Raw genomic sequence first — 25,218 nt, 5'->3', positions numbered from 1 at the left:
CCTCTCCTCGAATTCTGACGGATCAACTCGATGTTGTATTTCACGCGGTGGAAGGCGCTGGGCATCATTCTGACGGCGCTGGTCGTCTGCCTGTGCGCGGTGCCGAATTTCTTCCCCGAAGCCACCGTGAAGACCTGGCCGACATGGGCGCAGCGCCACTTAGTGCTGGGCCTCGACCTGCAGGGCGGCTCGCACATCCTGCTCGAAGTCGATGCCAATTCGGTCAAGAAGGACAAGCTCGATCAGGTGCGTGACGACGTCCGTCGCACCCTGCGCGATGCCCGTATCGTCTATACCGGCCTCAATGTCCGCAACGACACCGTCGAAGTCCGCATTACCAAGGACACCGACCTGCCGACCGCGCTGACCAAGTTGCGCGAACTCTCCCAGCCGCTCGGCGGCATCATGGGCCAGAGCGGCGCACGCAGCCTGGAAGTTAGCGATGCCGGCGGCGGTCTGATCCGCTTTACGGTCCCGCAGGCGGCCATCAACGATCGCATTCGCCAGTCGGTCGACCAGTCGATCCAGATCGTCGAGCGCCGCGTCAACGAACTCGGCACCGTGGAACCGCTGATCCAGCGCCAGGGCCTCGACCGCATCCTCGTTCAGGTTCCGGGCCTGCAGGATCCAAGCCGCCTCAAGGAACTGCTCGGCAAGACCGCGAAGCTCGACTTCCGCATGGTCGATAGTTCGATGTCGCCTGAGCAGGCGCAGGGCAGGCCGCCGGCCGACTCTGAAATCCTGATGAGCTCGACCTCACCGAAGACGCCTTATCTGGTGAAGAAGGAAGTGCTGGTTTCGGGTGGCGATCTCAACGACGCCCAGCCCGGCTTCGACCAGCGCACCAATGAGCCGATCGTCTCGTTCCGCTTCAACTCGTCCGGCGCACGCAAGTTCGCCGACGCGACCGTCAAGAACGTCAACCAGCCCTTCGCCATCGTGCTCGACAACGAAGTCGTGTCGGCGCCGGTCATCCGTGAACCGATCACCGGCGGTTCCGGCCAGATCTCGGGATCGTTCACGGTGCAGGGCGCCAACGATCTTGCGATCCTGCTGCGCGCAGGCGCGCTGCCGGCACCGCTGTCGATCATTGAGGAGCGCACGGTCGGTCCGGGCCTTGGCCAGGACTCCATCGCCAAGGGTGAACTTGCCGCCTATGTGGGCTCGATCTTCGTCATTCTGTTCATGCTGCTGACCTACCGGTTGTTCGGCCTGTTCGCGAATATTGCGGTCGCCATCAACGTGGCCATGATCTTCGGCATCCTGTCGCTGCTCAATGCCACGCTGACGCTGCCGGGCATTGCTGGCATCGTGCTGACGGTCGGTATCGCGGTGGACTCCAACGTGCTGATCTATGAGCGCATCCGCGAAGAACTGCGCGGTGGCCGCACGGCGATTGCCGCCATCGACGCCGGCTTCAAGCGTGCGCTTGCGACGATTCTCGATTCCAACATCACCACCTTCATCGCTGCCTGCGTGCTGTTCTATGTCGGAACCGGCCCGGTGCGCGGCTTTGCTGTGACCTTCGGCATCGGCATTGTCACGACGGTGTTCACCGCCTTTACGGTGACCCGCCTGATCGTTGCCGCCTGGGTCAGGTGGAAGCGGCCGCAGCGCGTGCCGATCTGAGCTGACGGAGCAGGTTTTGACTACAACACAAATGGTTCTCGCGGGTCTCGGTGCATTGGTCGTCATTCTGTCGATCGTGACCATCTTCGACCTGTTGCCTTCGCTCCGCATCGTCCCCGACGATACGAAGTTCGACTTCACCCAGTTCCGCCGGATCAGCTTTCCGGTGTCGGCGCTGCTGACGATAGCCGCGATCACGCTGTTCTTCACGCACGGCCTGAATTTCGGCATCGACTTCAAGGGCGGCACCCTGATGGAAGTGCAGTCCAAATCCGGTCCGGCCGACATCTCCGGCATGCGGACCAAACTGTCCACGCTGGAGCTCGGCGAAGTCCAGCTGCAGCAGTTCGGTGGTCCCGCCGATGTGTTGATCCGCCTCGCGCAGCAGCCTGGCGGCGATGCAGCGCAGCAGGCAGCCGTGCAGAAGGTGCGTGCGACCCTCGGCGATGCCGTCGAATATCGTCGTGTCGAGGTGGTCGGTCCGCGCGTGTCCGGCGAATTGCTCGCTTACGGCATGCTCGGCCTGATCCTCGCGATCTTCGGCATCCTGATCTATCTCTGGTTCCGGTTCGAATGGCAGTTCGCCATTGGCGCCATGATCGCCAACGTCCACGACATCGTGCTGACCATCGGCTTCATGTCGATCGCGCAGATCGATTTCGACCTCACCAGCATCGCGGCGCTGCTGACCATTCTCGGCTATTCGCTGAACGACACCGTGGTCATCTATGACCGTATTCGTGAAATCCTGCGTCGCTACAAGAAGATGCCGATGCCGGAGCTGCTCAACGAGTCGATCAATTCGACGCTGTCGCGCTCGATCATTACCCACGTCACCGTGACGCTGGCATTGCTCGCGCTGTATCTGTTCGGCGGCAACGCCATTCATTCGTTCACCGCCGTGATGATCTTCGGCGTCGTGCTGGTCGGCACCTACACCTCGATCTTCATTGCAGCGCCCATGCTGATCTATCTCGGCGTCGGTGAGAACCGCGACGAGCCGGTGGCCACGGGCAAGCCTGCGAAGACGGCGAAGGCTTGATGCCGGTCGATCCCGAAGCGCCGCATCTTCCGCGGGCTGCCGAGATCGAGGCCTACGGCAAGGGCGGCTTCATCTTCGACACCATGTCGCATCAGGGCTCGCTTCTGTGCCTCCCTGATGCGGTGTGGGCATGGTCGGTGACGAAGCCGGACGAGATCGACCGCCATGCGCTCCGTCGCGTGTTCGAGGGCCATGCGGGCATCGACACGCTGCTTATCGGCACGGGAAACGATGTCTGGATCATGCCGCGCAATCTGCGCGAAGCGCTGCGCGGTCTCCACATCATGGCGGATACGATGATGACCGGTCCTGCGATCCGCACTTACAACATCATGATCGGCGAGCGCCGCCGCGTGGCTGCCGCGCTGATCGCTGTGCCATGAGTGCCGACCCAAGCGCGGCGGCGTTCTGCGCCGATCTCGTGCGTACTCACGATTTCGATCGCTATGCGTCCACATTGTTTGTGCCGCCCGACAAGCGTCGTCCGCTATTGGCGCTGTATGCGTTCAACGCCGAAGTGAGCCGCGTCCGCGATCAGGTGAAACAGGCTCTGCCCGGCGAAATCCGGCTGCAGTGGTGGACCGATGCGCTGGCCGGCAACGGGCATGGCGATGTCGAGCAGAATCCCGTCGCGGCCGAATTGCTGCTGGCCGTGCGCAGCTTCGATCTACCTGTCGATCGGCTGACCAAGCTGGTCGATGCCCACGTCTTCGATCTCTACAATGACCCGATGCCCGATCTCGCGGTGCTGGAAAGCCATTTTCGCGACACGTCCGGCACGTTGTTCGCCTGCACCGGACGCGTCCTTGGCGATGCGTCGGAGGCGATCGATCATGTTGCCGAACATGCGGGCCTTGCGCATGGCGTCGCGCATATCACTGCGCGCCTGCCTTATGACGCTGCACGACGACAACTCTATCTGCCGCATGACATGCTCCAGCAGAACGGCAGTAGTGAGCACGAGTTCTATGCCGGCAAGCTGACACCGGGGATCCGCACGACACTTAATCAGCTGATCAAGGGCGCGCAGGAGCAACTGGCCGTGGCGGATGGCATGCTCGCCGATGTCGCCGAGCCAGCCCGCGCGGCATTCATGCCGATGGCGCTGATGAAATATGATCTCGGCCAGATGTCTGAAGCGAGCTTCGATCCGTTCGAGCTTTATCTGCGATCGCGGCTGCGGACATTGTGGACGTTGTGGCGGGCGTCATAAGCTCAGTGCGTAGCCCGGATGAAGCGTAACGCAATCCGGGAATCAGAGCTTCAGTCGAGACGCCGGTCCCCGGATTTCGCTTCGCTTCATCCGGGCTACGCTTGCGGTAGCTGCGTTTCGAAATTGAAGCGATCGCGCAGGTTCTTCCGCGATTCCAAAATCGTCTTCAAAAACGCTCGATCCGCGTCGCTCTTCATCAGCGGCTCCAGCAGATCCACCTGGTTCATCGCCACCAGCTGCAAGACTTCGGTCCGGATCTTGCCAGATGCATCGCGCGGCAAGGCCGGGATCACTTGAAGATGCTCCGGCGGTTTCGCCGCTTTCGCTGCCCCCAGCTCGTTCTGAAGTTTGCTCTCCAGCGCAATGTCATCCGCTTCAACGAATGCATAGAGGCCAACGCCCGTGCGCCGATCCGCGAATGCGACAATCGCCGCATCGCGCACCGCCGGATTGCGCTTGATCATCTCCAGCAGCGGCGGCGCGTCATTGACGAGGCGCTTGCCGCCGCCTTCGCGGTCGGTGAAGTTGAAGATGCCGCGGGTGATGGCGCGATAGACCTTCTTGCCGGTCATCAGCCAGATCCGCGCCGGCAGCGATTTCTTCGACAGGATCTGCTTTTCCTTCGCCGTCAGAAGCTCCGGCGCATAGGTCCGCTTGTGCTTGAGGAGATGGCGGAGGTCTTCATAAGCGGCGATACGAAACAGCTGGCTGCGGCTCTTGAAGCAGACGGCGAGCTGGAAATCGGTGAGATAGGCAAGGCCGTCGCTGCCCTGGAGCCAGTTCTGCTCCTTGGCGAGATCGTTATGGCACACGCCCATGCGATGCAATTTGCGCAGCGCCAGCTTGGCCGACTGGAAATAACGCGCATCGTTGTAGGGTTTGGCGAGATGCAGAGCGACGCCATCGATGAAACCGCGCACCAGTGTGCGCTTGCCGGCCCAGAGCAGTTCCGGTCCGACCTTGAGATCGCGCGCCAAAGTCAGCGCGCGGCGTTCGCGCGTGAACAGATGATGCGCGAGGATGAACGACCACCACGGCACCTGATCGAGGCGGCGGAGGACAGCATCGACGTCGCCATCGCGCGTGCGAAAACGACCTCGCTCGACGGTCGAGAACACGTCGCGTTTCAGCAGCACGCCTTCGGTCCAATGCTTGGACAGCGCAGCGGCATCCTGTTTGGGCAAGCTCATGAGATATCCAACCGAGCTTGCGTTACGCCGCTGCCGCGACGGCAGGGAGCGTGGTGGCGATCCAGCCATCGAGATCGGCCAGTGCGCGGGCGCTCATGGCCTGCTTCTTGGCGACGGTCTTCTCATTGCCGCGCAGCCGCGAGCCATCCGGCTTCTTTGTCGGTGGTGACGCCAGCGGCGGGAACAGGCCGAAATTGATGTTCATCGGCTGAAACGAGCGCGGGCCGGCATCCACGGTCTCGATGTGGCCGCCGGTGATATGGCCGAGCAGCGAGCCGAGCGCCGTGGTCGCGGGCGGCATGGTCAGCGACTGTCCCTTGGCCTCCGCTGCCGCGCACAGGCCGGCGATCAGGCCGACGCTGGCGGATTCCACATAGCCTTCGCAGCCGGTCATCTGGCCGGCGAAACGCAGGCGCGGCTGCGCCTTCAGGCGGAGCTGCTCATCGAGCAGTTTTGGCGAATTGAGAAAAGTGTTGCGATGTAGGCCGCCGAGGCGGGCGAATTCTGCATTCTGCAGGCCCGGAATCATGCGCAGCACGTTCTGCTGCGGGCCGTATTTCAGCTTCGTCTGGAAACCGACGATATTGTAGAGCGTGCCCAGCTTGTTGTCCTGGCGCAGCTGGACGATGGCATAGGGCTTCACCAGCGGATCGCGTGGATTGGTGAGGCCGACCGGCTTCATCGGTCCATGGCGCAGCGTCTCGCGACCGCGCTCGGCCATGACTTCAATCGGCAGGCAGCCGTCGAAATAGGGCGTGTTCAGCTCCCATTCCTTGAAGTCGGTCTTTTCGCCGGCCAGCAGCGCATCGATGAAGGCGTCATACTGTTCGCGGGTCATCGGGCAGTTGATGTAATCGGCACCGGTGCCACCAGGCCCGACCTTGTCGTAGCGCGATTGAAACCAAGCGATCTCCATATCGATGGAATCTTTGTGCACGATCGGCGCGATGGCGTCGAAAAAGGCCAGCGCGTTCTCATCGGTCAGTTCGCGGATGGAATCAGCCAGCGGGGCCGAGGTGAGGGGGCCGGTCGCGACAATGACGTTGCGCCAGTCTGCCGGCGGCAGGCCGGCGACTTCGGTGCGGTCGATGGTGATGAGGGGGTGTTCTTCCAGCGCCTTGGTGACGGCGTCCGAGAACGCGTCGCGGTCCACGGCCAGCGCCCCGCCGGCGGGCACCTGATGGGCGTCGGCGCTGCGCATGATCAGCGAGCCGAGCTTGCGCATTTCGGCATGCAGCAAGCCGACAGCGTTGTTTAGCGCGTCGTCGGAACGGAATGAATTGGAGCAGACGAGTTCGGCGAGCCCATCGGTGCGATGGGCATCGGTCATCCGGACTGGACGCATCTCGTGAAGGGTCACAGGGATGCCGGCATTGGCGACCTGCCAGGCGGCTTCAGAGCCGGCAAGGCCCGCACCGATCACATGGACGCGGTCGTCTGTATCTGAGGCTGTTGTCATGGCCCGCATGTAGCGCGTTTCAACGCGAAACGGAATTCGCTTTGGCGGGGTTCCGCAGGTTAGTCAGTGCTTTGCACTGGCGGCAACAAAGCCGGGTCCGCGGGGACCACGATCGCGCCCGCTCGTCGCGGGCGCAATTCGTGAAACGTCAGTGGACGGAGACCGTCCCGACGTATCAACCGTTGTAGGCACCCGAGGCAACGCGCGGAATGTCAGAGCGGTCGAGACCGATGTCGGACAGTTCGCGATCGCTGAGCTGCGACAGCTCGGCAACATTGCGCTGATAGTCACGGAAAGCCTGGATCATACGGATAAGCGAGAGCAGCATTTTCTTTCTCCTTCAATCTAGCGATTCATCTCTTGGGAGTGTCTCGCCGTTGAAGTGAATATAGATGACCGCTTCGCGATGCAGCAGTTCAGATGTTGCGGTGCAGCTAAGCGATTTATGCATGCCTCTGGCAAGAAGTGATTAACCTTTCGCCGTCGATTGGCGTCCGTTCGGGCAGGGTGCGTATCCGGACACCGAAGCCAATACCGGAGAGGTTAGTTAGTCGATTAAACGACGTTTTTAAAGGGGTTCTACAACGCATGGCGACGCGATGGCACGATGGCGGCGCGAAGCTGTTGGCAGGGTGTCGGACGTTAAGCAGCCTAGGTTCAGGCATGCGCGAATCGCATGTTCATATGGATATGAATCGTAATTCACATCAGTCATCGACATCTTGAAGCATGGATTTGCGTCAAATCCGTTCGTCGTAGTCTAACAATTTCCTGCTTTGTTCTTCGACAACCGGTGTCTTTCCCTTCTCTCTTAAGTTTTCTTGTGCGGCGGTTACCGCGTCATGCGTGTGTTGGTCGCAAAGACTGAACCATGTCGCGGGCTGGAACCACCGGCGCCCGCCCGGGAATCGGCGGGCGCGGAAGCAGGCGTACAGCCTTTCAGGTTTCACGACGTCCCTTGAACAGTGAAACCGGGAAATCGGCTGCGTGTCGCCTGGTCGTGCTGCGCTCCGGCAGGATCGGCGGATTCGGATTGCGCTCGACCACCATGCGATAGAGACGCCAGGTGGCGTGACCGAGCAGCGGGATCACGACGGCGAGTCCAAGGAAGAAGGGCAGCGAGCCCAGCACAAGCAGGGCGGCCACGATGACGCCCCATATGGCCATCGTCGCCGGATTGCGCGCGACCACGCGCAGCGATGTGGTCACGGCGTCCATCACGCTCGCATGGCGATCGAGCATTAGCGGAAATGACACGGCGCTGACGCCCAAGGCGACAAGCGCGAACATCAGACCGGTGCCGCAGCCGACGAAGATGAGCTGCCAGCCTTGCGATGTCGTCAGCACTTGCGACAGGAAGCTCGGAATTTCCGAGGCGGGGGCATTGCCGAAAGTGGAAACGTAGATCGCCTGCGCCGTGGCGATCCAGGTCAGGAACAGCACCAGCAATGCGAGGCCGAGTGCAAGCATGGCGCCGAAGGACGGCGAACGCGTCACGTCAAGCGCATGCCAGGCCGATGCATCCTCGCCCGTCTCGCGGCGGCGGCTGAGTTCATAGAGGCCGATGGCTGCGAACGGCCCGAGCAGTGCGAAACCTGCCGCGAGGGGAAACAGCAGCGGCAGGATCGAATAGCCGAGCACCGTGCGCGCCAGCACGATGCCGATCGCGGGATAGATCAGGCACAGCATGATGGCGTGGCTCGGCACCGCCTTGAAATCCTCCCAGCCGAGCCGCAGGGCATCGGCGAGATCCGAGGGCGTGATGGCGTAGACGCGGGGCGCCGTGCGGACATCGTCGAGACGGACGAGGTCGGTGGTATTGCCAGTATAAGAAGAGGCCATGGTCGTTGCTCCCATTTGCACGCGGCATCATCACGCGCGCCAGGCGCGGGAGCCGCTCGGAAACCATCACGACGAAGTCAGACGCGCTTTCAGAAAGAACTGACTTGCCGCGACCTGTGGCATCATCCTAGCGCGCGATGCGCATTGCCGCTCTCACGCTTGGGTGAGGGTGCAGCGCGTGCGCCTGGGGTGCAGTGCAGTCGGCGTTTCGCCGCAATTGGAGCGGAGTTTGAGCGAGTCTATTTGCTTGTCGCCGTTGCCGCATTGGCAGCGGTGGGCAGCGGGGACATACTGCTATCCGGCGGTCATTCGCCGGTCATGTCTTGCGGCAATTCTTGCAGCCATCATCATAGTTATTGGGAGCGACAAAATGAGCATTTTTGGAAAGATCATGGGCGCGATTTTCGGCAGCAGCGCCAGCGCTGCAGCTCCCGGCGCTGCCCCCGCCGCTGGCGGTGCGGCGGCCCCGGCCGGAGGCGCGGCACCGGCGGCGACCGTGGACGTGGCGCCAATTCTCGATGCCGCTGTGAAGGCCAAGGGCGAGAAGCTGGAATGGCGCACCTCCATTGTCGATCTGATGAAGGCGCTGGACATCGACAGCAGCCTCAGCGCGCGCAAGGAGCTGGCCAAGGAACTCGGCTATACTGGTGACACCAGCGACAGTGCCAGCATGAATATCTGGCTGCACAAGCAGGTAATGACCAAACTCGCGGCCAATGGCGGCAAGCTGCCGGACGATCTCAAGTAACTCTTCGCTCTCTCGCGAAACGAAAGGCCCGCGCTCGCGCGGGCCTTTTTGTTGTGGTATGCCAGCAGACCAGAACCGCTCATCCAAGAGCGGATAAGGGAGGCTATCATGGATCTGATTGATCGTCGGACACTCGTCGCCGGCGGTGCTGTCGCGCTGACCGCAAGTGCCATGGGCGGAGAGGCCGCGCAGGCACAGGCCGGCCCCAAAAGCATCTTCAAGGTCGATGCCATCACGATCCCCATCGTTGGCGAAACCGATGTCTTTCCGGTCCGGCGTATCTATTGCATCGGCCGCAACTACGCAGCGCATTCGCGCGAGATGGGATCCGACCCCACGCGCGAGCCACCGTTCTTCTTCCAGAAGCCGACCGATGCGATCCAGAACGTGAAGACCGGCGAGGTGGCTGATCACCCTTATCCGTCACTGACCAAGAACTATCACTATGAGGTTGAGCTCGTTGCTGCGCTGAAATCCGGAGGCACCAATATCCCGGTCGATAAAGCGCTCGATCACGTCTATGGCTACGCTCTCGGCCTCGACATGACGCGTCGGGATCTTCAGCGTGCGATGGGAGACGAGAAGAAGCCGTGGGAGATCGGCAAGAGTTTTGATCATGGTGCGGTGATCGGTCCGCTGCATCCGGTGAGCAAGACAGGGCACATGGCGAAGGGACCGATCTCGCTGGCGGTGAATGGTGCCGTGAAGCAGAGCTCGGATCTCGACAAGATGATCTGGAGCGTCGCCGAGCAGATCTCGAAACTGTCGGAAGCGTTCGAACTGAAGGCCGGTGATATCATCTATTCCGGCACGCCGGAGAATGTCGGTCCGGTGGTGAAAGGCGATGTGCTGCTGTGCAAGCTGCAGGGCCTGCCGGATATGTCGATCAAGATTGTCTGAGCAAGGACGCCAAGTCTCCAGACGTCATTGCGAGGAGCATAGCGACGAAGCAATCCAGGGCAACAAGCAAAGGCTGGATTGCTTCGCCCAAAGAATTGGCTTCGCCAATTCTTTGGGCTCGCAATGACGGACTGTGTTTGTCGGTCAGCCCTTGATATCCGCGTATTCAGGATGCTGCTCGAGATAATCGACTACAAAACTGCATCCAGCCACGACCTTGTTTCCATCCGCCCGGATCAATCCCAGGGCGCCTTTGACCAGCTCCGATGCGATACCGCGACCACGCAAAGCCGGCGGCGTCTCCGTATGCGTGATGATCACGCGATCGCCGGCCGTGCGATAATTGGCAAAGGCGATGCTGCCATCCACAGGCAGCTCGAAGCGGTTGGCGCTCTTGTTGTCGCGTACGGCGGAGGCGGTGAGGGTGTCGGTCATGATGGCGTCCCAATCAATGATAGATGCGTGATCGAAAACGTAAGCATCCTCGCATCCGCGGGCAATGCGGCTGGGTGATGATCAGCCCCGCGGCGACGTCAAGGCGACAGTGACGTCGTCCATCCGCGAGAACATGAAAGTCGGCGCGCGTGCATTGAGCGCCGCGGCGCTTGTATAGCCCCATGACACCGCACCGAAATCGACGCCAGCCTCGCGGGCGGCTTCGATGTCGCGGATCTCGTCACCGATGGACAGCGTATCGTCCACCGAAATGCCGGTCAGATCGAGGATGCGCTGGAATTTCGCGGTCTTGCCGAACAGGCCGGCGGCGCAGGCGAAATAAGACACCTGGTCCTCGAGCTGGTCGAGCACGGCGCGCACATTGTCCTCGGTGTCGGAGGAGACCACGGCAATGGTCACACCTCGCGCCTTCAGCTCATCGAACATGCGATCGACGCCGGGAAACAGCGCGATGCGATCGATCTGCTCCGCTTTCATCTTGCGCATGTCGCGCGCGATCAGCGGAATGCGCCACCGCGCGACGCCGAGCATACGGATCAGCTCATTGGCGCCGACGCTCCGCATGTCCTCGACGCGATCCTTGGTGACACGCTGAAACTTGTGCTTGTCAGCCACGGCATTGATGACGCTGAGAAACCACGGAAAGCTGTCAGACAGCGTTCCATCCATGTCAAAAATGGCGAGTTTATACGGCATGTCACTGGAAAAAGCGGCGAGGGAGGTTCGCCGTGCAACTGGTCATGAAAAGGCGGTGGAATCGAGGCCGCCCGCTGAGAGCAGGATGACCGGATTGGGGGACGACAGCAAGTCGAAGGGACGCGGCGAAAGGATGCACGGTGTCCGCCGACCACTCTTTTGCGTAAATGGATTGCGCGACGCCTGATCTCCGCTACGCTGGCTCGTCAGCGTCGGAGAAACACACAGTGCCTCTGCGTGCGGAACAGATCGAGGTTTGCTTCGACGACAACGCGCTGTTCAAGCTGTTGGCAGCTGAACTGACGGAGCGCCTCGGCCCGGAAGAGGGCGACGATCTCGACCTGTTTTTGAACCGGATTTCGCAAATCCCCGTTGGCCTCCGTGCGATGGCGGCGGTCTACCAACTCGACGTGAGCCTGACGCTGGATAATCTTGGCTGGCACTTCGCCAACTGGCACCATCGCGGCTATTGCGACATGACGCTATGGGCGCTCGGCGAACTTGGTGCGCACGACCATGCTGGGCTCTTCGGCGAGGCCTATCGGCGGGTGCTGCCATTCTGGGATGAGATCGGCATACGCTGCTCACGAGACTTCGAGGACTTCGTGGCGTGGTACGGAAATTCCGAACTCGAACGACTGATGCTGCCACTGACGAAGAAAATGTGGGACTTGCAGGAAATTGACGGCGGACTGTTCGGATTTTGGACGCGCTACGCACGCAAGCATCCCGAAAGGGTTGGTGGATAGTGCGACGAGATCGTTATGAGGGGATGTGCCCGGTAGCATTGGTACGCAGGTCGCCAATGACATTTTGTCAATTGGCTGATAAACTCACCTAAGAGGTGTAAAATGTCAGATTTGCTGGAGCGGATCACGATTGATCCCGAGCGCATGCACGGAAGGCCCTGCATCCGCGGTCTACGGGTCACCGTCGCTGATATTTTATCGCTTCTCGCTGCCGGAGAAACGCGCGAGCAAATTCTGGCTGACTATCCCTATCTTGAAAGTCCGGACATCGACGCTGCATTGGCATTTGCTGCCAGTCTCGCCGATCGATCCATCATCGCGGCGGAATAATCATGCGCTTCCTGGTGGATGCTCAGTTTCCACCAGCACTGGCCGACGCTTTGCGAGCCGAAGGGCATGACGCAATACATGTGGCCGATCTAAACATGCTTGCCGCCACAGACGCGGCGATATGGGATCAGGCGATCACGGCGTCCGCAACGTTGGTGACCAAGGATCGTGATTTCACTTTGCTTCGCGCGGCACGACGCAATGGACCCTCCATTGTTTGGATCCGTGTCGGTAACACTGGCAACGGTGCATTGATTGCTGCCGTCCTGCAATCGATGTCCAAATTGCTTAAAGCATTGAAGCGCGGCGATATGATCGTGGAGCTTGCAAAGTAGAATCGCCCCTCGCGCCGCGCTTGCGGACGTCTACTCCGCCGCTTCCCCCGTCACCTTGCGCTTTTTCGTCTTCCCAGCTTTCGCCAGCACCGGCTTCAGGAATTGCCCTGTATAGCTGCGCGGCGCCTTGACGATATCTTCTGGCGGGCCCCAGGCGACGATTTCGCCGCCGCCGTCGCCGCCTTCGGGGCCGAGATCAATGACCCAGTCGGCGGTCTTGATGACTTCGAGATTGTGCTCAATCACCACCACCGTGTTGCCTTGCTCCACCAACTCATGAAGCACTTCCAGCAGTTTTGCGACATCGTGGAAATGCAGGCCGGTGGTTGGCTCGTCCAGGATATAGAGCGTGCGGCCGGTGGCGCGCTTGCTCAATTCCTTCGCCAGCTTCACGCGCTGCGCTTCGCCGCCTGAAAGCGTAGTCGCCTGCTGGCCAACGTGAATGTAGTCCAACCCGACGCGATGCAAGGTTTTAAAAGTTTCGCGCACGCGCGGCACCGCCTTGAAGAATTCGGCGGCTTCCTCGACGGTCATGTCGAGCACGTCGGCGATGGACTTGCCCTTGAACAGGACTTCCAGCGTCTCGCGATTGTAGCGTTTGCCTTTGCAGGTGTCGCAAGTGACATAAACGTCGGGCAGGAAGTGCATCTCGATCTTGATGACGCCATCGCCCTGGCAGGCCTCGCAGCGGCCGCCCTTGACGTTGAAGGAGAAGCGACCAGCCTCATAGCCGCGTGCCTTGCTCTCCGGCAGGCCGGCAAACCACTCGCGGATCGGCGTGAAGGCGCCGGTATAGGTCGCGGGATTGGAGCGCGGCGTGCGGCCGATCGGCGACTGGTCGATCTCGATGATCTTGTCGATATGTTCGAGACCCTCGATGCGATCATGAGGTGCCGCGCCTTCGCTGGCGCCGTTGAGTTTGCGCGCAATGGCCTTGTAGAGCGTGTCGATCAGCAGAGTGGACTTGCCGCCGCCGGAGACGCCGGTGATGGCGGTGAACAGGCCGAGCGGCAATTCCGCCGAAACATTCTTCAGATTGTTGCCACGCGCATTGATCACCTTGATGGTGCGGCGATGGTTCGGCGGACGACGCTCCGGCACGGGCACCGACATTTCGCCGGTGAGATATTTGCCGGTCAGCGACTTCGGATTTTTCATCACCTCGGCGGGCGTGCCCTGGGCGACGATATTGCCGCCATGGGTGCCGGCGCCTGGGCCAACGTCCACCACATAGTCCGCTGCGATGACAGCGTCCTCGTCGTGCTCGACTACGATCACGGTGTTGCCGAGATCGCGCAGCCGCCGCAGCGTATCCAGCAGCCGCGCATTGTCGCGCTGATGCAGGCCGATGGAGGGCTCGTCCAGCACATAGAGTACGCCGGTGAGGCCGGAGCCGATCTGCGAGGCGAGGCGGATGCGCTGGCTCTCGCCGCCGGATAGCGTGCCGGAGGAGCGGGCGAGGGTGAGATAGTTCAGGCCGACATCGAGCAGGAAGGAGAGGCGCTCGCGGATCTCCTTCAGGATGCGAACGGCGATTTCGTTCTGCTGCTTGTTCAACAGCTTGGGTACGGTCTCGAACCAGTCGCCGGCCTTGCGCACCGACATTTCCGAGATGCTGCCGATATGCATGCCGCCGATCTTCACCGACAGCGCTTCCGGCTTCAGGCGATAGCCCTCGCAGGCGTCGCAGGGAACGTCGGAAAAATACTTGCCGAGCTCCTCGCGCGCCCATTCGCTTTCCGTCTCGCGAAAGCGGCGATCGATATTGGTGACCACGCCTTCAAACGGCTTCTTGGTGTCGTAGGAGCGGACGCCATCCTCATAGGAGAACTTGATCTCGTCATCGCCGGAGCCGTGCAGCAGGACGTTCTGCGTCTTCTTCGGCAGGTCCTTCCACTTGGTGTCGAGCGTGAACTTGTAGTGCTTGCCGAGCGCGGTGAGCGTCTGGAGATAATACGGTGAGGACGACTTCGCCCAGGGCGCGATGGCACCCTTGCGCAGTGTCAGCTCCCTGTCGGGAATGACGAGATCGGCATCGATGGTCTGCTCGACGCCAAGGCCGCCGCATTTCGGGCAGGCGCCGTAGGGATTGTTGAACGAGAACAGCCGCGGTTCGACTTCCGGAATGGTGAAGCCGGAGACCGGGCAGGCGAATTTTTCCGAGAACAGGATACGCTCGGCGCCGGTCTTGTCATGGATTTTGGCGACCTTCTTCTTGCTGTCTTTCGCGGGTTCTTCCGCGGCGGCAGCAGGCGCATCGGCGTATTCGATGACGGCAAGGCCTTCGGCGAGTTTCAGCGCGGTCTCAAAGCTTTCGGCGAGACGCTGGCCGATATCGGGGCGCACCACGATGCGATCGACCACCACGTCGATGTCGTGCGGAAACTTCTTGTCCAGCGTCGGCGCTTCCGCGAGTTCGTGGAAGGTGCCGTCCACCTTGATGCGCTGAAAACCCTTCTTGAGATATTCGGCGAATTCCTTGCGGTACTCGCCCTTGCGGCCGCGCACCACCGGCGCCAGCAGATAGAGCCGCGTGCCTTCCGGCATCGCCAATACGCGGTCCACCATCATGGACACGGTCTGGCTTTCGATCGGCAGGCCGGTGGCTGGCGAATAGGGAATGCCGACACGCGCCCAGAGCAGGCGCATATAATCGTAGATCTCGGTGACGGTGCCGACGGTCGAGCGCGGATTTTTCGAAGTGGTCTTCTGCTCGATGGAGATCGCGGGTGAGAGGCCATCGATCTGGTCCACATCGGGCTTCTGCATCATCTCCAGGAACTGGCGCGCGTAAGCCGACAGCGACTCCACATAGCGGCGCTGGCCTTCAGCATAGATCGTATCGAAGGCGAGGGAGGATTTGCCGGAGCCGGACAGTCCCGTGAAGACCACCAGCTTGTCGCGCGGAATGGTCAGATCGACATTTTTGAGATTGTGCTCGCGGGCGCCGCGAATGGTGATGCTGCGTGCGTTCGCCGCGGCCTGCTGCCGCTTCGCCTTGATGATCTCGTCCATAGCGGGCAATTCCCCGGCGCGTGAGGCGCGCCACATCCGGGCGAAGACCGCCGGCCAGACCGGGATCGAACGCCAATTGGCTTTGCTCGGAACATAGGAAGAACGGGAAGGGATTTCCAGTGCTCCGCATCAACCTTTCAACGGTTTGTTGGCGGAGTGGTTGCGCCGCCGCGGCAACCCACGAAGGGCACGGGGCGCTGCGCTCTTTTGGCTCGAACGCTCTTTCATCGCGACGGAGAAAAGCCCGGCACGAAGCCGGGCTGAGTTGTTCTGGAGTCGAAATAAACGATCAAGCTAGTATCTTGCAACCACGGGACCGCCGAAGCGGTAGTTGATGCGGGCGGTAACGATATCGACGTCCTGGCTGATGCGTTCGGTACGGCTCGGTGTGCCAGCCGCAAACAGGAGGCCAGTGGAGGTCAGGCCGACATCTCGGTCGCCAAGAAATATATGGTTGTATTCGACGCCAAATGACCAGTTCGGCGTAAAGCCATACTCGAGGCCAACGCCAACCGTTCCGCCCCAGCGGGTTTCGCGGCCGCCGTCGAAGGCTGCGCCGGCCAGAGTGTAGCCGGTGTATTTGTCGGAGGTGACGCCGGCGCCGCCCTTCACATAGAGCAGCGTGTTGTTCCAAGCATAGCCCAGCTGGCCGGTAAAAAGCCCGAACGCATCCACCTTCGACTCGTTGGTGGAGAGCAGTTGCAGGCTTGTATTGGAGCCCTTGAAGTCGGCCCAGTTGCCCTGCGCCTCGAGGCCGAACACCCATGCGCTGGACTGCCAGCGATAGCCGATCTGGCCGCCGACCGTGCCGCCGTTCGCGTCATGGCAGCCTTCGCCGAGCGCGGGCGCGACGGGTATGCCGACGAGATTGTTCAAGTCCCAGCATTTGCGGGTCGTGCCCCAGCCGCCATTGGCGCCGATGTAAAAGCCGCTCCAGTCATAGACTGCGGCGATCATCGGTGGTGCTTTGGTGTAGGGCCTTGCGGCCAGATCCGCTGCCGAAGCAGCTGTCATGGTACCCAATGTGCTGATCGCAACAGTCGCAAGAAGGATGTTCTTCATGGCGTAGCTCCCAAATGACAATGCAACCTTAGCGAGATTCATTGAGTTTGGCTGTGCCTTTGGTGCAACGACGAAAAACAAACGCACTAGTTGCGCGAATATTCATGTCGCACACCCCAGGGCACTCTTGTTGCGAGGGGCTCTATTCGCAAAACAAAAAGGCCGGCGTTTCCGCCGGCCGTTCCGCAAGTCTGAGCCTGAAATCAGGCGCGAAACTTAGTACTTCGCGACAACCGGGCCGCCCCAGTTGAAACGGTAGTTCAGGCCGGCCTTGACGGTGTGGGTGTCGTTCTTGGACGAAACGGCGGTGCCGAGACCAGTGACAGCCGGCTGCAGGGTGGTGCTGCCGAAATCGTAGTACTGGTATTCAACCTTGCCCGACCAGTTCTGGGTGAACAGGTATTCGAGACCGGCGCCAACGGTGTAGCCGTTCTTCTTGGTGCCGCCGTCGAATGCGATCGGAGCGCCGGCAACGCCAGCCACCAGGGTTTCGCTGACGTCCTGATAAGCCCAGCCGCCCTTCACGTAGAGCAGTGCGGGACCCCAGGTGTAGCCGAGACGGCCGGTCACCGAGGCGATAGCCTTCTGGTTCAGGTTGTAGGTCGAGAAGGTCGCCGGAGGAGCGGGCTGGAAAGCAACGTTCGTGTTGTTGTTGCCGAGCCAGCTGTACTGACCTTCAACACCGATCACCCAGTTCGGAGCGAACTGGTAGTCAGCGCCGATCTGCACACCGCCGAGGAAGCGACCATCCGAGTTGTCGGTGGTGCCGCCGAAGCCGTTGTTGCCGTTGAAGGCGCCACCGACGTGACCGCCGATGTAGAAGCCGGTCCAGTTGTAGATCGGGGCAGCGACGTAAGCCGGAGCCTTGGTGTAGGGACGAGCGGCGAGGTCAGCGGCCGAAGCCGAAGCGCCCATCGCGAGGAGGGCAGCGGTGCCCAGCAGGAACTTCTTCATGGTGATCTCCCCAGATCCGGCTTCCATCATGAAGCCAATGTTCGGCGCGGACGCCGAATGAATTCGATGGTCAAAATATACGCGAGTTCGCTCAAAAAGCAGTCTCTCAAAAGTCACACTTGATCGCGTTCTACCGAGCTTTCGAGGTTAAAAATGCGTAAGTAAAATCAAGCCGCTATGCCAGCCGGCAGAGAGGTGGAGAAGAGTTCGCCGGTTGGTTATGCCGGCCTCCACTACGGGATACCGTCATACGCCTGATGTTGAGAACGTAAAGGGAACGTGCTAGGTTACGTGACCGTGGATAACCTGCGGTGCGGGGACGTCCGGTCAGCGCGGACCGTATAGGGTCAATTTCAGCACGGTTGCGCGCGGCCCGGTACACTTGGTGTCGGGCTTTGATGGCAGCATCCGATCAGCAATTCAGATGAGAGCGTAGGAGCGTGATATGGCGGGTAGCGTCAACAAGGTGATTTTGGTCGGCAATCTCGGCAAGGATCCCGAGGTTCGCCGCATGCAGAATGGCAACCCGGTGGTCAATCTCACGGTCGCGACGTCGGACACCTGGCGCGACAAGGGCACCGGTGAGCGCAAGGAAAAGACCGAGTGGCATCGTGTGGTGATCTTCAGCGAAGGTCTCGCCAAGGTGGCCGAGCAGTATCTGAAGAAGGGCGCCAAGGTTTACATCGAAGGCGCGCTCCAGACTCGTAAATGGACTGACCCGCAGGGCGTCGAGAAGTATTCGACGGAAATCGTGCTGCAGGGTTTCAACTCGACCCTGACCATGCTCGATGGTCGCAGCGGCGGTGGCTCGGGCGGCGGTGGCGGCTATGGCGGCGACGACATGGGCGACAGCTTTGGCGGTGGCCAATCCAGCCCGCCGCAGCGCCGCGTAGCGGCTGCGCCGGCCGGCGGTCGCAGCGATATGGATGACGACATTCCGTTTTGATCGGCACTCGGAAGGCAACAGAACTGCCAGGTAGGCAACGGCGCTTTTGCGCATTGGTTATGGCTCTCGGCGGGGCAAGAAGAGTGGGCACACCGATTTGCCCACCCTTCGACTGCTCATGTTCCTGAGTGCATTCCGAGGTTACGTGAATTGTCCCTCAGCGTGTCGTGAGCGCGGTAAGCGGCGATGTATTCGATCTCGGCGGGCGTCACTCCGATATCGGTCAGCTCCCTGTCGCTGAGGTCGCGCAGCGCCATGCGGACGTTTTCGCGCTGGCGCTGCTCCTGGAATGCTCGCCAGTAACTAATCAGTGCATAGATGAACCGCGTCGCTGCCGAGGTGTAAGCGGCAGGGCGTGCCGTGCCGCGCTTGGCCTCGGATACGAAGTGGTGATGGTGTGTCGGCATCGGATGCTCCTGCTGTTGCGCGCGGCAGGAGAGGCCAACAAAAAGCCCCGTCCGGTGCCGGCGGGGCTTCTTGGAAAAAATCGTGTCGTCAGATGTCCTAGCGCACGACTCCGTCCATGGCCCAGCCAGAGTAGCGGGTCATTGGTTTGCGGTTGACGATGCACAGAGCATTGGACATCTGATACGAATATCTTTTTGGTTGCATCAATACAAGATGCTATTCTTAGATTGCGTCGGCGCGGCGATGCCAAATAGTCTGAAGTTATTGGGCTGAAAGCGACTGATCGGTCACGGGGCGGAGCCGACCCGAGCGGGGCTGCACATGAACCTGTCACCTTTGCTCGACTCCGCTGCGCCCATTCCCCTCCATGCCTCTGCGGCCATGGCTGGCTTTGTGCTCGGCATTGTCCAGCTCATCGCGCCGAAGGGAACGCTGTCGCATCGCGTGATCGGCTGGGCGTGGGTGCTGCTGCTTGCCGTTACGGCGATCAGTTCGTTCTGGATTCACAGCCACGGTTTTCGGCTGTGGCGCGACTTTGGTCCGATCCATCTTCTGTCAATCTTTGCGCCCGTGATGCTCGTCATTGGCGTTCTCAGGGCGCGCCGACATCGCGTCAGGGCGCATGCGATCACCATGGTGTCGATCTTTGTTGGGGCGCTGGTCGTCGCCGGCGTGTTCACGCTGGTGCCGGGGCGGGTGATGCATATGGTGGTGTTCGGTCGCTGAATCGCCGCAGGATTTTTGCCCCGTCCGCGCGATTTGGCGTTCTTGGGGTGAGCGTTGTAACCAATTGAAAAACAAGGTGGAAAATCGCCCGCCGCAAACCGCCTCGGGGTGGCCTGTGCGTGCATGTTGCGCTATATGAGTCGCACCCGAATCTGACCGGAAACGACCTTGTCCGACAACGAAGACCAGAAGCCCGGGGAGCCGCCGGTTCCCTCGGATATCCGTCCCGTATCCATCCTCGACGAGATGAAGCGCTCGTATCTCGATTACGCCATGAGCGTGATCGTGGCGCGTGCGCTGCCCGACGCACGCGACGGCCTCAAGCCGGTGCATCGGCGCATTCTCTACGCGATGTACGAGAACGGCTTCGAATGGAATAAGCCGTTCCGCAAGTCGGCGCGCACCGTCGGTGACGTGATCGGTAAGTATCATCCGCATGGCGACCAGTCGGTCTATGACGCCATGGTTCGCATGGCGCAGGACTTTTCCATGCGCGTGCCGCTGATCGATGGTCAGGGCAATTTCGGCTCAGTCGACGGCGATCAACCGGCGGCGATGCGTTATACGGAATCGCGCCTCACCAAGATCGCGCAGACGCTGCTCGACGATATCGACAAGGACACCGTCGACTATCAGGACAACTACGACTCGTCGGAGAAAGAGCCAAAAGTTCTTCCGGCAAAATTCCCGAACCTCTTGGTCAATGGCGGCGGCGGCATCGCCGTGGGCATGGCGACCAATATCCCGCCACACAATCTCGGCGAAACCATCGACGCCTGTATCGCGCTGATCGACGATCCCTCGCTGACCATCGACGATCTCAACAAGATCATTCCGGGGCCGGATTTCCCGACCGGTGGCATCATCCTCGGGCGCGCCGGCATCCGCTCGGCCTATAACACCGGCCGCGGCTCCATCGTGATGCGCGGCAAGGTGGCGATCGAGCCGACGCGCAAGGATCGCGAAGCGATCATCATCTCGGAAATTCCGTATCAGGTGAACAAGGCCACCATGGTCGAGCGCATCGCTGAACTCGTGCGCGACAAGAAGATCGAAGGCATTTCCGACCTGCGCGACGAATCCGATCGTGACGGCTATCGCGTGGTCGTCGAGCTGAAGCGCGATGTCGTGCCTGAGATCGTGCTCAACCAGCTCTACAAGTTCACGCCGCTGCAGACCAATTTCGGTGCCAATATGGTGGCGCTGGATGCCGGTCGTCCGCTGCTGATGAATTTGAAGGACCTGCTGACGATCTTCGTCGCCTTCCGCGAGCAGGTCGTCACCCGCCGCACCAAATTCCTGCTCAACAAGGCACGCGACCGCGCGCATATCCTCGTCGGTCTCGCGATCGCCGTCGCCAATATCGATGAAATCATTCGCGTGATCCGCACCTCGCCGGATCCGACCACTGCGCGCGATATCCTGATGGAGCGCCGCTGGCCGGCACAGGACGTTGCGGCGATGATCACGCTGATCGACGACCCGCGTCATCGTCTCGAGGAAGACGGCACCGCGCGCCTGTCCTTCGAACAGGCCAAGGCCATTCTCGATCTGCGTTTGGCCCGCCTCACGGCTCTCGGCCGTGAGGAAATTTCCGACGAACTCGACAAGCTCGCCATCGAGATAGCCGACTATCTCGACATCCTGCGTTCGCGTGCGCGCGTGCAGGGCATCGTCAAGGACGAGCTCGGCGCCGTGAAGTCCGAATTCGCCACGCCGCGCCGCACCGTGATCATGGAGCAGGAAGGCGAGGTCGAGGACGAGGACCTGATCCAGCGCGAGGACATGGTGGTGACGGTGTCGCATCATGGCTATGTGAAGCGCGTGCCGCTCTCGACCTATCGGGCGCAGCGCCGCGGCGGCAAGGGCCGCTCCGGCATGGCGACGCGTGATGAAGATTTTGTCAGCCGCCTGTTCGTGGCCTCCACGCATACGCCGGTGCTGTTCTTCTCGTCGCACGGCCAGGTCTACAAGGAAAAGGTCTGGCGCCTGCCAATCGCGCCGCCGAACGGCCGCGGCAAGGCGATGATCAACATCCTGCCGCTGGAGCAAGGCGAGCGCATCACCACCATCATGCCGCTGCCCGAGGACGAGAGCACCTGGGATACGCTGGACGTGATGTTCGCGACCACCGGCGGCAATGTCCGGCGCAACAAGCTTTCGGATTTCTCCGACGTGCGCCGCTCCGGCATTATCGCCATGAAGCTGGACGAGGGCGAGGCCATCGTCGATGTGCAGATCGCCACCGAGCATGACGACGTGCTGCTGACCGCCGCCGGCGGCCAGTGCATCCGCTTCCCGGTGACCGATGTGCGCGTGTTCCAGGGCCGCAGCTCCATGGGCGTGCGCGGCATTGCCCTCGCCGAAGGCGACAAGCTGATCTCGCTATCGATCCTGCGCCATGTGGAAACGACGTCCGACGAGCGCACGGCCTATCTGAAGATGCGCCGCGCAGTGGCAGGCGAGGCGGCGGTGACCGACGAGTCCGTGCTCGAGGCCGAGGCGGAAGAGGCTTCGGGCGAGACGTCCGGCGCGATCCAGCTGACTCAGGAACGCTATGTCGAACTGTCCGCCGCCGAGCAGGTGGTGCTGACCATCTCCATCAACGGCTATGGCAAGCGTACCTCGTCCTATGAGTATCGCACCACCGGCCGCGGCGGTAAGGGCATCGTCGCCATGTCGGTGAACAACCGCAACGGCAAGCTGATCGCCTCATTCCCGGTGGAAGACTCGGACCAGATCATGCTGGTCACCGACAAGGGCCAGCTGATCCGCTGCCCGGTGGAAGGCATCCGCGTCGCCGGCCGCTCGACCCAGGGCGTCATCGTGTTCAACACAGCCGATGACGAGCATGTGGTCTCGGTGGAGCATATCGGCGAAGCCGGCGAGGGCGATGAGCCTGAGGCTGGTGGGGATGTGCCGGTGGCGGAGGGCTGAGGCTCTTCGTGTTAGTCTCTGAGACGTGAGTTAAAAAGCCCGCGGTCATGCCGCGGGCTTTTTTATGCTTGCGGTGACAAGACGAGCAAAAAGGTGCTGAACCAAGTAACCACGACAGCAAAACTCAAGTCATGTTCGCTGTCTGATGATCTCTAGGGCGTCCGAGGATAGTTCTTCGTTGGAGCGGAATCGCAGAGGTGCTTGCGTGTCCTATCGTAGTCTATGCGGTCAAGGCAGTCGTCATAGATAGCGAACGAATAAATTCTCCAAGCTGCCAGCACGAGCAGTGCGGTGAGTACAATTGCGACCCACTTCAATCGTGAGGATTTCAAATCAACGCTCTCATCTGCGGTGTCGTCACTGTTGATGCGTTAGAGTGGATTAAAGCCTCAACGCAAAAACTGGAACACCAAAGCCGGGCTGGCAGCGGCAATGGCCCCAGCAGCGAACCCGACCAAACCGAGCGCAATTGCGCCGAACGGACCGGACTGCTGCCAGCCATAGAGGACTCCAATGCTTGTCGCCCCGCCTACAATGACCACTGTCCAAACGACCTGGATTGCAATCTTCAAAGCCCTCACATGGGCACTCCTATTGCGATGGACGGGTAATTCGATGCATCGATCGCACAGTGCTTTATCTTCACTACGGTTTTGCAGCCGCTCCCGCCGCGCCTGCGCCCGCATCCTCCGCCTTCACCGCCTTCGTCTTGAAGAACGGGCTCGGCTCCGGCGTCTCGGCATTGCCGCGCAGCAGTTTTCGCCCGGCCTCAAGCCCGCCGATCACTTCCAGCTCGACACGCTGGGCGTCGCGTTCGCGGACGTCGGCGATGGCTTCGCGGGCTTCGTCTTCGTCGAGGCCGAGGCCGGTCAACACGGCTTCGCTGAACAGCAGCGCTGATTCAAAGGTTTCGCGGATCTGGAAATCGACGCCGGCATGGATGAGGCGCAGCGAATGGCCGCGGTCGTAGGAGCGGACATAGAGTTTGGCCAGCGGGAATTCCGACTTGCAGAGTTCGACGATGTGATCGGCGGCCTCCGGCTTGTCGATACAGACCAGGATCGCCTCGGCGGTGGCCGCGCCCGAGGCGTGCAGCACGTCGAGGCGGGTGCCGTCGCCATAATGTATCTTGAAGCCGAAATTGCCGGCGGCGCGGATCATGTCCACATCGGTCTCGATCAGCGACAGTTCGATGTTGCGCGCCAGCAGCGCCTGGCTCGCCACCTGGGCGAAGCGGCCGAAGCCGATGAACAGCACCTTGCCGCTCAGGCCTTCGGCCTTGTCGATGCCGTCCATGGAGACCGGCGTGCTCTGGCGCATCTGCGCATGGATCAGCAGCACGATGGGCGTCAGCGCCATTGAGAGAATGACGATGGCGCTCATGACGGCGGAGACGCGGGTATCGAAGATGCCGGCGGTGCCGGCGGCTGCATAGAGCACGAAGGCGAATTCGCCGCCTTGCGCGAACAGGGCTGCGCGATGGGTGGCGGCAGCGTGATCGGATTTCGCGAGGCGTGCGATGACATAGATGCCGATCGCCTTGACGATCATGAAGGCGACGACACCGCCCAGCACGATGATCCATTCGCTGATGACGATGGTGAGATTCAGCGACATGCCGACGCTGAGGAAGAACAGGCCGAGCAGAATGCCGCGGAACGGCTCGATGTCGGCTTCCAGCTGATGCCGGAAGTTGGATTCCGATAGGAGGACGCCGGCGAGGAAGGCGCCCATCGCCATCGATAGCCCGACGCTCTGCATGAACACGGCGGAGCCGAGCACGACGAGCAGTGCTGCGGCGGTCAGCACTTCGCGGGCGCCCGCGCGCGCGATGATGCGAAAGAACGGATCGAGCAGCCAGCGGCCGGCGGCCAGCAGGGCTGCGAGGCCGGCCAGCGCGATCATGGCGCTCTGCCACATCGGCTTCGCATTGGCGGCAGCAGGCGCGCCGGCAGCGCCCCAGACGGCGACCAGCGCCAGCAACGGGACGATGGCGAGATCCTCCAGCAGCAGGATCGCGATCGCGCGCTGGCCTTCGGGCGAGGAGGTCTCGTCCTGCTCCTCCAGCAGCTGCATGATGACGGCGGTGGAGGACAGCACAAAGCCCATGGCGCCGATCATGGCCACGGGGAAAGAGAGGCCGGCAGCCATGCCCACCAGCGTGAGCAGAAAGCCGCAGGTGACGACCTGCGCGGCGCCGAGGCCAAAAATTTGCCGCCGCAGCTTCCACAGTTTCGACGGGCGCATTTCCAGCCCGATGATGAACAGGAACATGACCACGCCGAGTTCGGCGGTGTGGAGCAGGGTCTCGGGATCGTTGAACAGGCCAAGGCCGAATGGTCCCACGGCAAGGCCGGCGGTGAGGTAGCCCAGGACCGAGCCGAGCCCCAGACGCTTGAACAATGGTACCGCGACGGTGGCCGCACCCAGCAGGACGATTGCGTGTCCCAAGTTGAAACCGGAAGCGTCCGCCATGAAACCTCTTTCGTTGATGCACCGGACAGCCCGGTCCGGCGCGCGCAGCACCGTGGTTGCATATGCCTGCGTGCTGCGCGGCGGGCAAGGTGCCGGAGATGGAACC

23 protein-coding genes are annotated in these 25,218 nt (G+C 61.3%); 12 read left to right on the top strand and 11 right to left on the bottom strand.

What is annotated here, in order from left to right:
* Positions 1-30: 30 nt before the first annotated feature.
* Genes secD through RPMA_RS15870 form a run of 4 tightly spaced genes read left to right on the top strand, consistent with a single transcriptional unit; the run spans position 31 to position 3,884 of the window.
* A complete protein-coding gene (gene secD / locus RPMA_RS15885) occupies positions 31-1,629 on the top strand; it encodes a protein translocase subunit SecD (protein WP_211908573.1) in 1,599 nt (532 codons plus the stop codon).
* 16 nt (positions 1,630-1,645) lie between these two features.
* On the top strand, positions 1,646-2,671 hold the full coding sequence (gene secF, locus RPMA_RS15880) for a protein translocase subunit SecF (protein WP_249225216.1): 1,026 nt from the start codon (positions 1,646-1,648) through the stop codon (positions 2,669-2,671).
* Positions 2,671-3,054 carry an Mth938-like domain-containing protein gene (locus tag RPMA_RS15875; protein ID WP_211908571.1) on the top strand — a complete coding sequence of 128 codons (384 nt, stop codon included), beginning with the start codon at positions 2,671-2,673 and terminating at the stop codon, positions 3,052-3,054. Before secF ends, RPMA_RS15875 begins: the two co-directional genes overlap by 1 nt.
* Complete coding sequence (locus RPMA_RS15870; RefSeq protein WP_211908569.1) at positions 3,051-3,884, top strand: phytoene/squalene synthase family protein; 834 nt, start codon at positions 3,051-3,053, stop codon at positions 3,882-3,884. Before RPMA_RS15875 ends, RPMA_RS15870 begins: the two co-directional genes overlap by 4 nt.
* Before the next feature lie 95 nt (positions 3,885-3,979).
* On the opposite strand, the gene RPMA_RS15865 is transcribed toward RPMA_RS15870, so the two are convergent.
* From RPMA_RS15865 to RPMA_RS15850, 4 genes are all read right to left on the bottom strand, one after another.
* Positions 3,980-5,074 (bottom strand): AMP-binding enzyme, encoded by a 1,095-nt coding sequence (locus RPMA_RS15865; RefSeq protein ID WP_211908567.1) that lies wholly within the window; start codon positions 5,072-5,074, stop codon positions 3,980-3,982.
* A 22-nt stretch (positions 5,075-5,096) separates the two neighbouring features.
* The gene (gene trmFO / locus RPMA_RS15860; RefSeq protein WP_211908565.1) at positions 5,097-6,533 is read right to left on the bottom strand and encodes a methylenetetrahydrofolate--tRNA-(uracil(54)-C(5))-methyltransferase (FADH(2)-oxidizing) TrmFO; all 1,437 of its coding nucleotides are present in this window, start codon (positions 6,531-6,533) and stop codon (positions 5,097-5,099) included.
* A gap of 175 nt (positions 6,534-6,708) precedes the next feature.
* Positions 6,709-6,861 (bottom strand): DUF1127 domain-containing protein, encoded by a 153-nt coding sequence (locus RPMA_RS15855; protein WP_211908563.1) that lies wholly within the window; start codon positions 6,859-6,861, stop codon positions 6,709-6,711.
* A 611-nt stretch (positions 6,862-7,472) separates the two neighbouring features.
* Positions 7,473-8,375, bottom strand: coding sequence for a DUF2189 domain-containing protein (locus tag RPMA_RS15850; RefSeq protein ID WP_211908561.1), 903 nt, complete (start codon positions 8,373-8,375; stop codon positions 7,473-7,475).
* A 370-nt stretch (positions 8,376-8,745) separates the two neighbouring features.
* Here RPMA_RS15850 and RPMA_RS15845 point away from each other — a divergent pair, with 370 nt between their 5' ends.
* Positions 8,746-9,123: a DUF3597 domain-containing protein gene (locus tag RPMA_RS15845; protein WP_211908559.1), complete on the top strand. Its 378-nt coding sequence runs from the start codon at positions 8,746-8,748 to the stop codon at positions 9,121-9,123.
* A gap of 108 nt (positions 9,124-9,231) precedes the next feature.
* A complete protein-coding gene (locus RPMA_RS15840; RefSeq protein ID WP_211908557.1) occupies positions 9,232-10,023 on the top strand; it encodes a fumarylacetoacetate hydrolase family protein in 792 nt (263 codons plus the stop codon).
* A gap of 144 nt (positions 10,024-10,167) precedes the next feature.
* Here RPMA_RS15840 and RPMA_RS15835 read toward each other — a convergent pair whose 3' ends face one another.
* Complete coding sequence (locus RPMA_RS15835; protein ID WP_211908555.1) at positions 10,168-10,458, bottom strand: GNAT family N-acetyltransferase; 291 nt, start codon at positions 10,456-10,458, stop codon at positions 10,168-10,170.
* Between the two features lie 81 nt (positions 10,459-10,539).
* Positions 10,540-11,148 (bottom strand): HAD-IA family hydrolase, encoded by a 609-nt coding sequence (locus tag RPMA_RS15830; RefSeq protein ID WP_211908553.1) that lies wholly within the window; start codon positions 11,146-11,148, stop codon positions 10,540-10,542.
* Positions 11,149-11,402: 254 nt separating this feature from the next.
* On the opposite strand from RPMA_RS15830, the gene RPMA_RS15825 reads away from it, so the two are divergent.
* From RPMA_RS15825 to RPMA_RS15815, 3 genes are all read left to right on the top strand, one after another.
* The gene (locus RPMA_RS15825) at positions 11,403-11,924 is read left to right on the top strand and encodes a hypothetical protein (RefSeq protein WP_211908551.1); all 522 of its coding nucleotides are present in this window, start codon (positions 11,403-11,405) and stop codon (positions 11,922-11,924) included.
* A 102-nt stretch (positions 11,925-12,026) separates the two neighbouring features.
* A complete protein-coding gene (locus tag RPMA_RS15820; RefSeq protein ID WP_211908549.1) occupies positions 12,027-12,254 on the top strand; it encodes a DUF433 domain-containing protein in 228 nt (75 codons plus the stop codon).
* A gap of 2 nt (positions 12,255-12,256) precedes the next feature.
* A complete protein-coding gene (locus RPMA_RS15815; protein ID WP_211908547.1) occupies positions 12,257-12,589 on the top strand; it encodes a DUF5615 family PIN-like protein in 333 nt (110 codons plus the stop codon).
* A gap of 30 nt (positions 12,590-12,619) precedes the next feature.
* On the opposite strand, the gene uvrA is transcribed toward RPMA_RS15815, so the two are convergent.
* From uvrA to RPMA_RS15800, 3 genes are all read right to left on the bottom strand, one after another.
* Positions 12,620-15,604 carry an excinuclease ABC subunit UvrA gene (gene uvrA / locus RPMA_RS15810; RefSeq protein WP_211908545.1) on the bottom strand — a complete coding sequence of 995 codons (2,985 nt, stop codon included), beginning with the start codon at positions 15,602-15,604 and terminating at the stop codon, positions 12,620-12,622.
* A gap of 294 nt (positions 15,605-15,898) precedes the next feature.
* Entirely contained in the window at positions 15,899-16,666 is a 768-nt protein-coding gene (locus RPMA_RS15805) for an outer membrane protein (RefSeq protein WP_211908536.1), read from the bottom strand.
* 216 nt (positions 16,667-16,882) lie between these two features.
* Positions 16,883-17,620 (bottom strand): outer membrane protein, encoded by a 738-nt coding sequence (locus RPMA_RS15800; protein WP_211908534.1) that lies wholly within the window; start codon positions 17,618-17,620, stop codon positions 16,883-16,885.
* Positions 17,621-18,065: 445 nt separating this feature from the next.
* On the opposite strand from RPMA_RS15800, the gene RPMA_RS15795 reads away from it, so the two are divergent.
* Entirely contained in the window at positions 18,066-18,566 is a 501-nt protein-coding gene (locus tag RPMA_RS15795) for a single-stranded DNA-binding protein (RefSeq protein ID WP_211908532.1), read from the top strand.
* Between the two features lie 116 nt (positions 18,567-18,682).
* Here RPMA_RS15795 and RPMA_RS15790 read toward each other — a convergent pair whose 3' ends face one another.
* Positions 18,683-18,973, bottom strand: coding sequence for a DUF1127 domain-containing protein (locus RPMA_RS15790; protein WP_211908530.1), 291 nt, complete (start codon positions 18,971-18,973; stop codon positions 18,683-18,685).
* A 322-nt stretch (positions 18,974-19,295) separates the two neighbouring features.
* Here RPMA_RS15790 and RPMA_RS15785 point away from each other — a divergent pair, with 322 nt between their 5' ends.
* Entirely contained in the window at positions 19,296-19,700 is a 405-nt protein-coding gene (locus RPMA_RS15785) for a DUF2306 domain-containing protein (protein WP_211908528.1), read from the top strand.
* A 168-nt stretch (positions 19,701-19,868) separates the two neighbouring features.
* Positions 19,869-22,637 (top strand): DNA gyrase subunit A, encoded by a 2,769-nt coding sequence (gene gyrA / locus RPMA_RS15780; protein ID WP_211908526.1) that lies wholly within the window; start codon positions 19,869-19,871, stop codon positions 22,635-22,637.
* Between the two features lie 645 nt (positions 22,638-23,282).
* Here the strand turns inward: gyrA and RPMA_RS15775 are convergent.
* On the bottom strand, positions 23,283-25,112 hold the full coding sequence (locus tag RPMA_RS15775; protein WP_211908524.1) for a monovalent cation:proton antiporter-2 (CPA2) family protein: 1,830 nt from the start codon (positions 25,110-25,112) through the stop codon (positions 23,283-23,285).
* Between the last annotated feature and the right edge of the window lie 106 nt (positions 25,113-25,218).

Source organism: Tardiphaga alba, assembly GCF_018279705.1.
In the GTDB taxonomy this organism is placed as follows: Bacteria; Pseudomonadota; Alphaproteobacteria; order Rhizobiales; family Xanthobacteraceae; genus Tardiphaga; species Tardiphaga alba.
Note: the sequence above shows the minus strand (reverse complement) of the source record. Positions and strands in the feature narration are given on the sequence as shown.

Bases quoted from the DNA above. Each gene is read 5' to 3' on its own strand.
- secD (WP_211908573.1), top strand. From the start codon at position 31: ATGTTGTATTTCACGCGGTGGAAGGCGCTGGGCATCATTCTGACGGCG.
- RPMA_RS15875 (WP_211908571.1), top strand. From the start codon at position 2,671: ATGCCGGTCGATCCCGAAGCGCCGCATCTTCCGCGGGCTGCCGAGATC.
- RPMA_RS15870 (WP_211908569.1), top strand. From the start codon at position 3,051: ATGAGTGCCGACCCAAGCGCGGCGGCGTTCTGCGCCGATCTCGTGCGT.
- RPMA_RS15865 (WP_211908567.1), bottom strand. From the start codon at position 5,074: ATGAGCTTGCCCAAACAGGATGCCGCTGCGCTGTCCAAGCATTGGACC.
- trmFO (WP_211908565.1), bottom strand. From the start codon at position 6,533: ATGACAACAGCCTCAGATACAGACGACCGCGTCCATGTGATCGGTGCG.
- RPMA_RS15855 (WP_211908563.1), bottom strand. From the start codon at position 6,861: ATGCTGCTCTCGCTTATCCGTATGATCCAGGCTTTCCGTGACTATCAG.
- RPMA_RS15850 (WP_211908561.1), bottom strand. From the start codon at position 8,375: ATGGCCTCTTCTTATACTGGCAATACCACCGACCTCGTCCGTCTCGAC.
- RPMA_RS15845 (WP_211908559.1), top strand. From the start codon at position 8,746: ATGAGCATTTTTGGAAAGATCATGGGCGCGATTTTCGGCAGCAGCGCC.
- RPMA_RS15840 (WP_211908557.1), top strand. From the start codon at position 9,232: ATGGATCTGATTGATCGTCGGACACTCGTCGCCGGCGGTGCTGTCGCG.
- RPMA_RS15835 (WP_211908555.1), bottom strand. From the start codon at position 10,458: ATGACCGACACCCTCACCGCCTCCGCCGTACGCGACAACAAGAGCGCC.
- RPMA_RS15830 (WP_211908553.1), bottom strand. From the start codon at position 11,148: ATGGATGGAACGCTGTCTGACAGCTTTCCGTGGTTTCTCAGCGTCATC.
- RPMA_RS15820 (WP_211908549.1), top strand. From the start codon at position 12,027: ATGTCAGATTTGCTGGAGCGGATCACGATTGATCCCGAGCGCATGCAC.
- RPMA_RS15815 (WP_211908547.1), top strand. From the start codon at position 12,257: ATGCGCTTCCTGGTGGATGCTCAGTTTCCACCAGCACTGGCCGACGCT.
- uvrA (WP_211908545.1), bottom strand. From the start codon at position 15,604: ATGGACGAGATCATCAAGGCGAAGCGGCAGCAGGCCGCGGCGAACGCA.
- RPMA_RS15805 (WP_211908536.1), bottom strand. From the start codon at position 16,666: ATGAAGAACATCCTTCTTGCGACTGTTGCGATCAGCACATTGGGTACC.
- RPMA_RS15800 (WP_211908534.1), bottom strand. From the start codon at position 17,620: ATGAAGAAGTTCCTGCTGGGCACCGCTGCCCTCCTCGCGATGGGCGCT.
- RPMA_RS15795 (WP_211908532.1), top strand. From the start codon at position 18,066: ATGGCGGGTAGCGTCAACAAGGTGATTTTGGTCGGCAATCTCGGCAAG.
- RPMA_RS15790 (WP_211908530.1), bottom strand. From the start codon at position 18,973: ATGCCGACACACCATCACCACTTCGTATCCGAGGCCAAGCGCGGCACG.
- RPMA_RS15785 (WP_211908528.1), top strand. From the start codon at position 19,296: ATGAACCTGTCACCTTTGCTCGACTCCGCTGCGCCCATTCCCCTCCAT.
- RPMA_RS15775 (WP_211908524.1), bottom strand. From the start codon at position 25,112: ATGGCGGACGCTTCCGGTTTCAACTTGGGACACGCAATCGTCCTGCTG.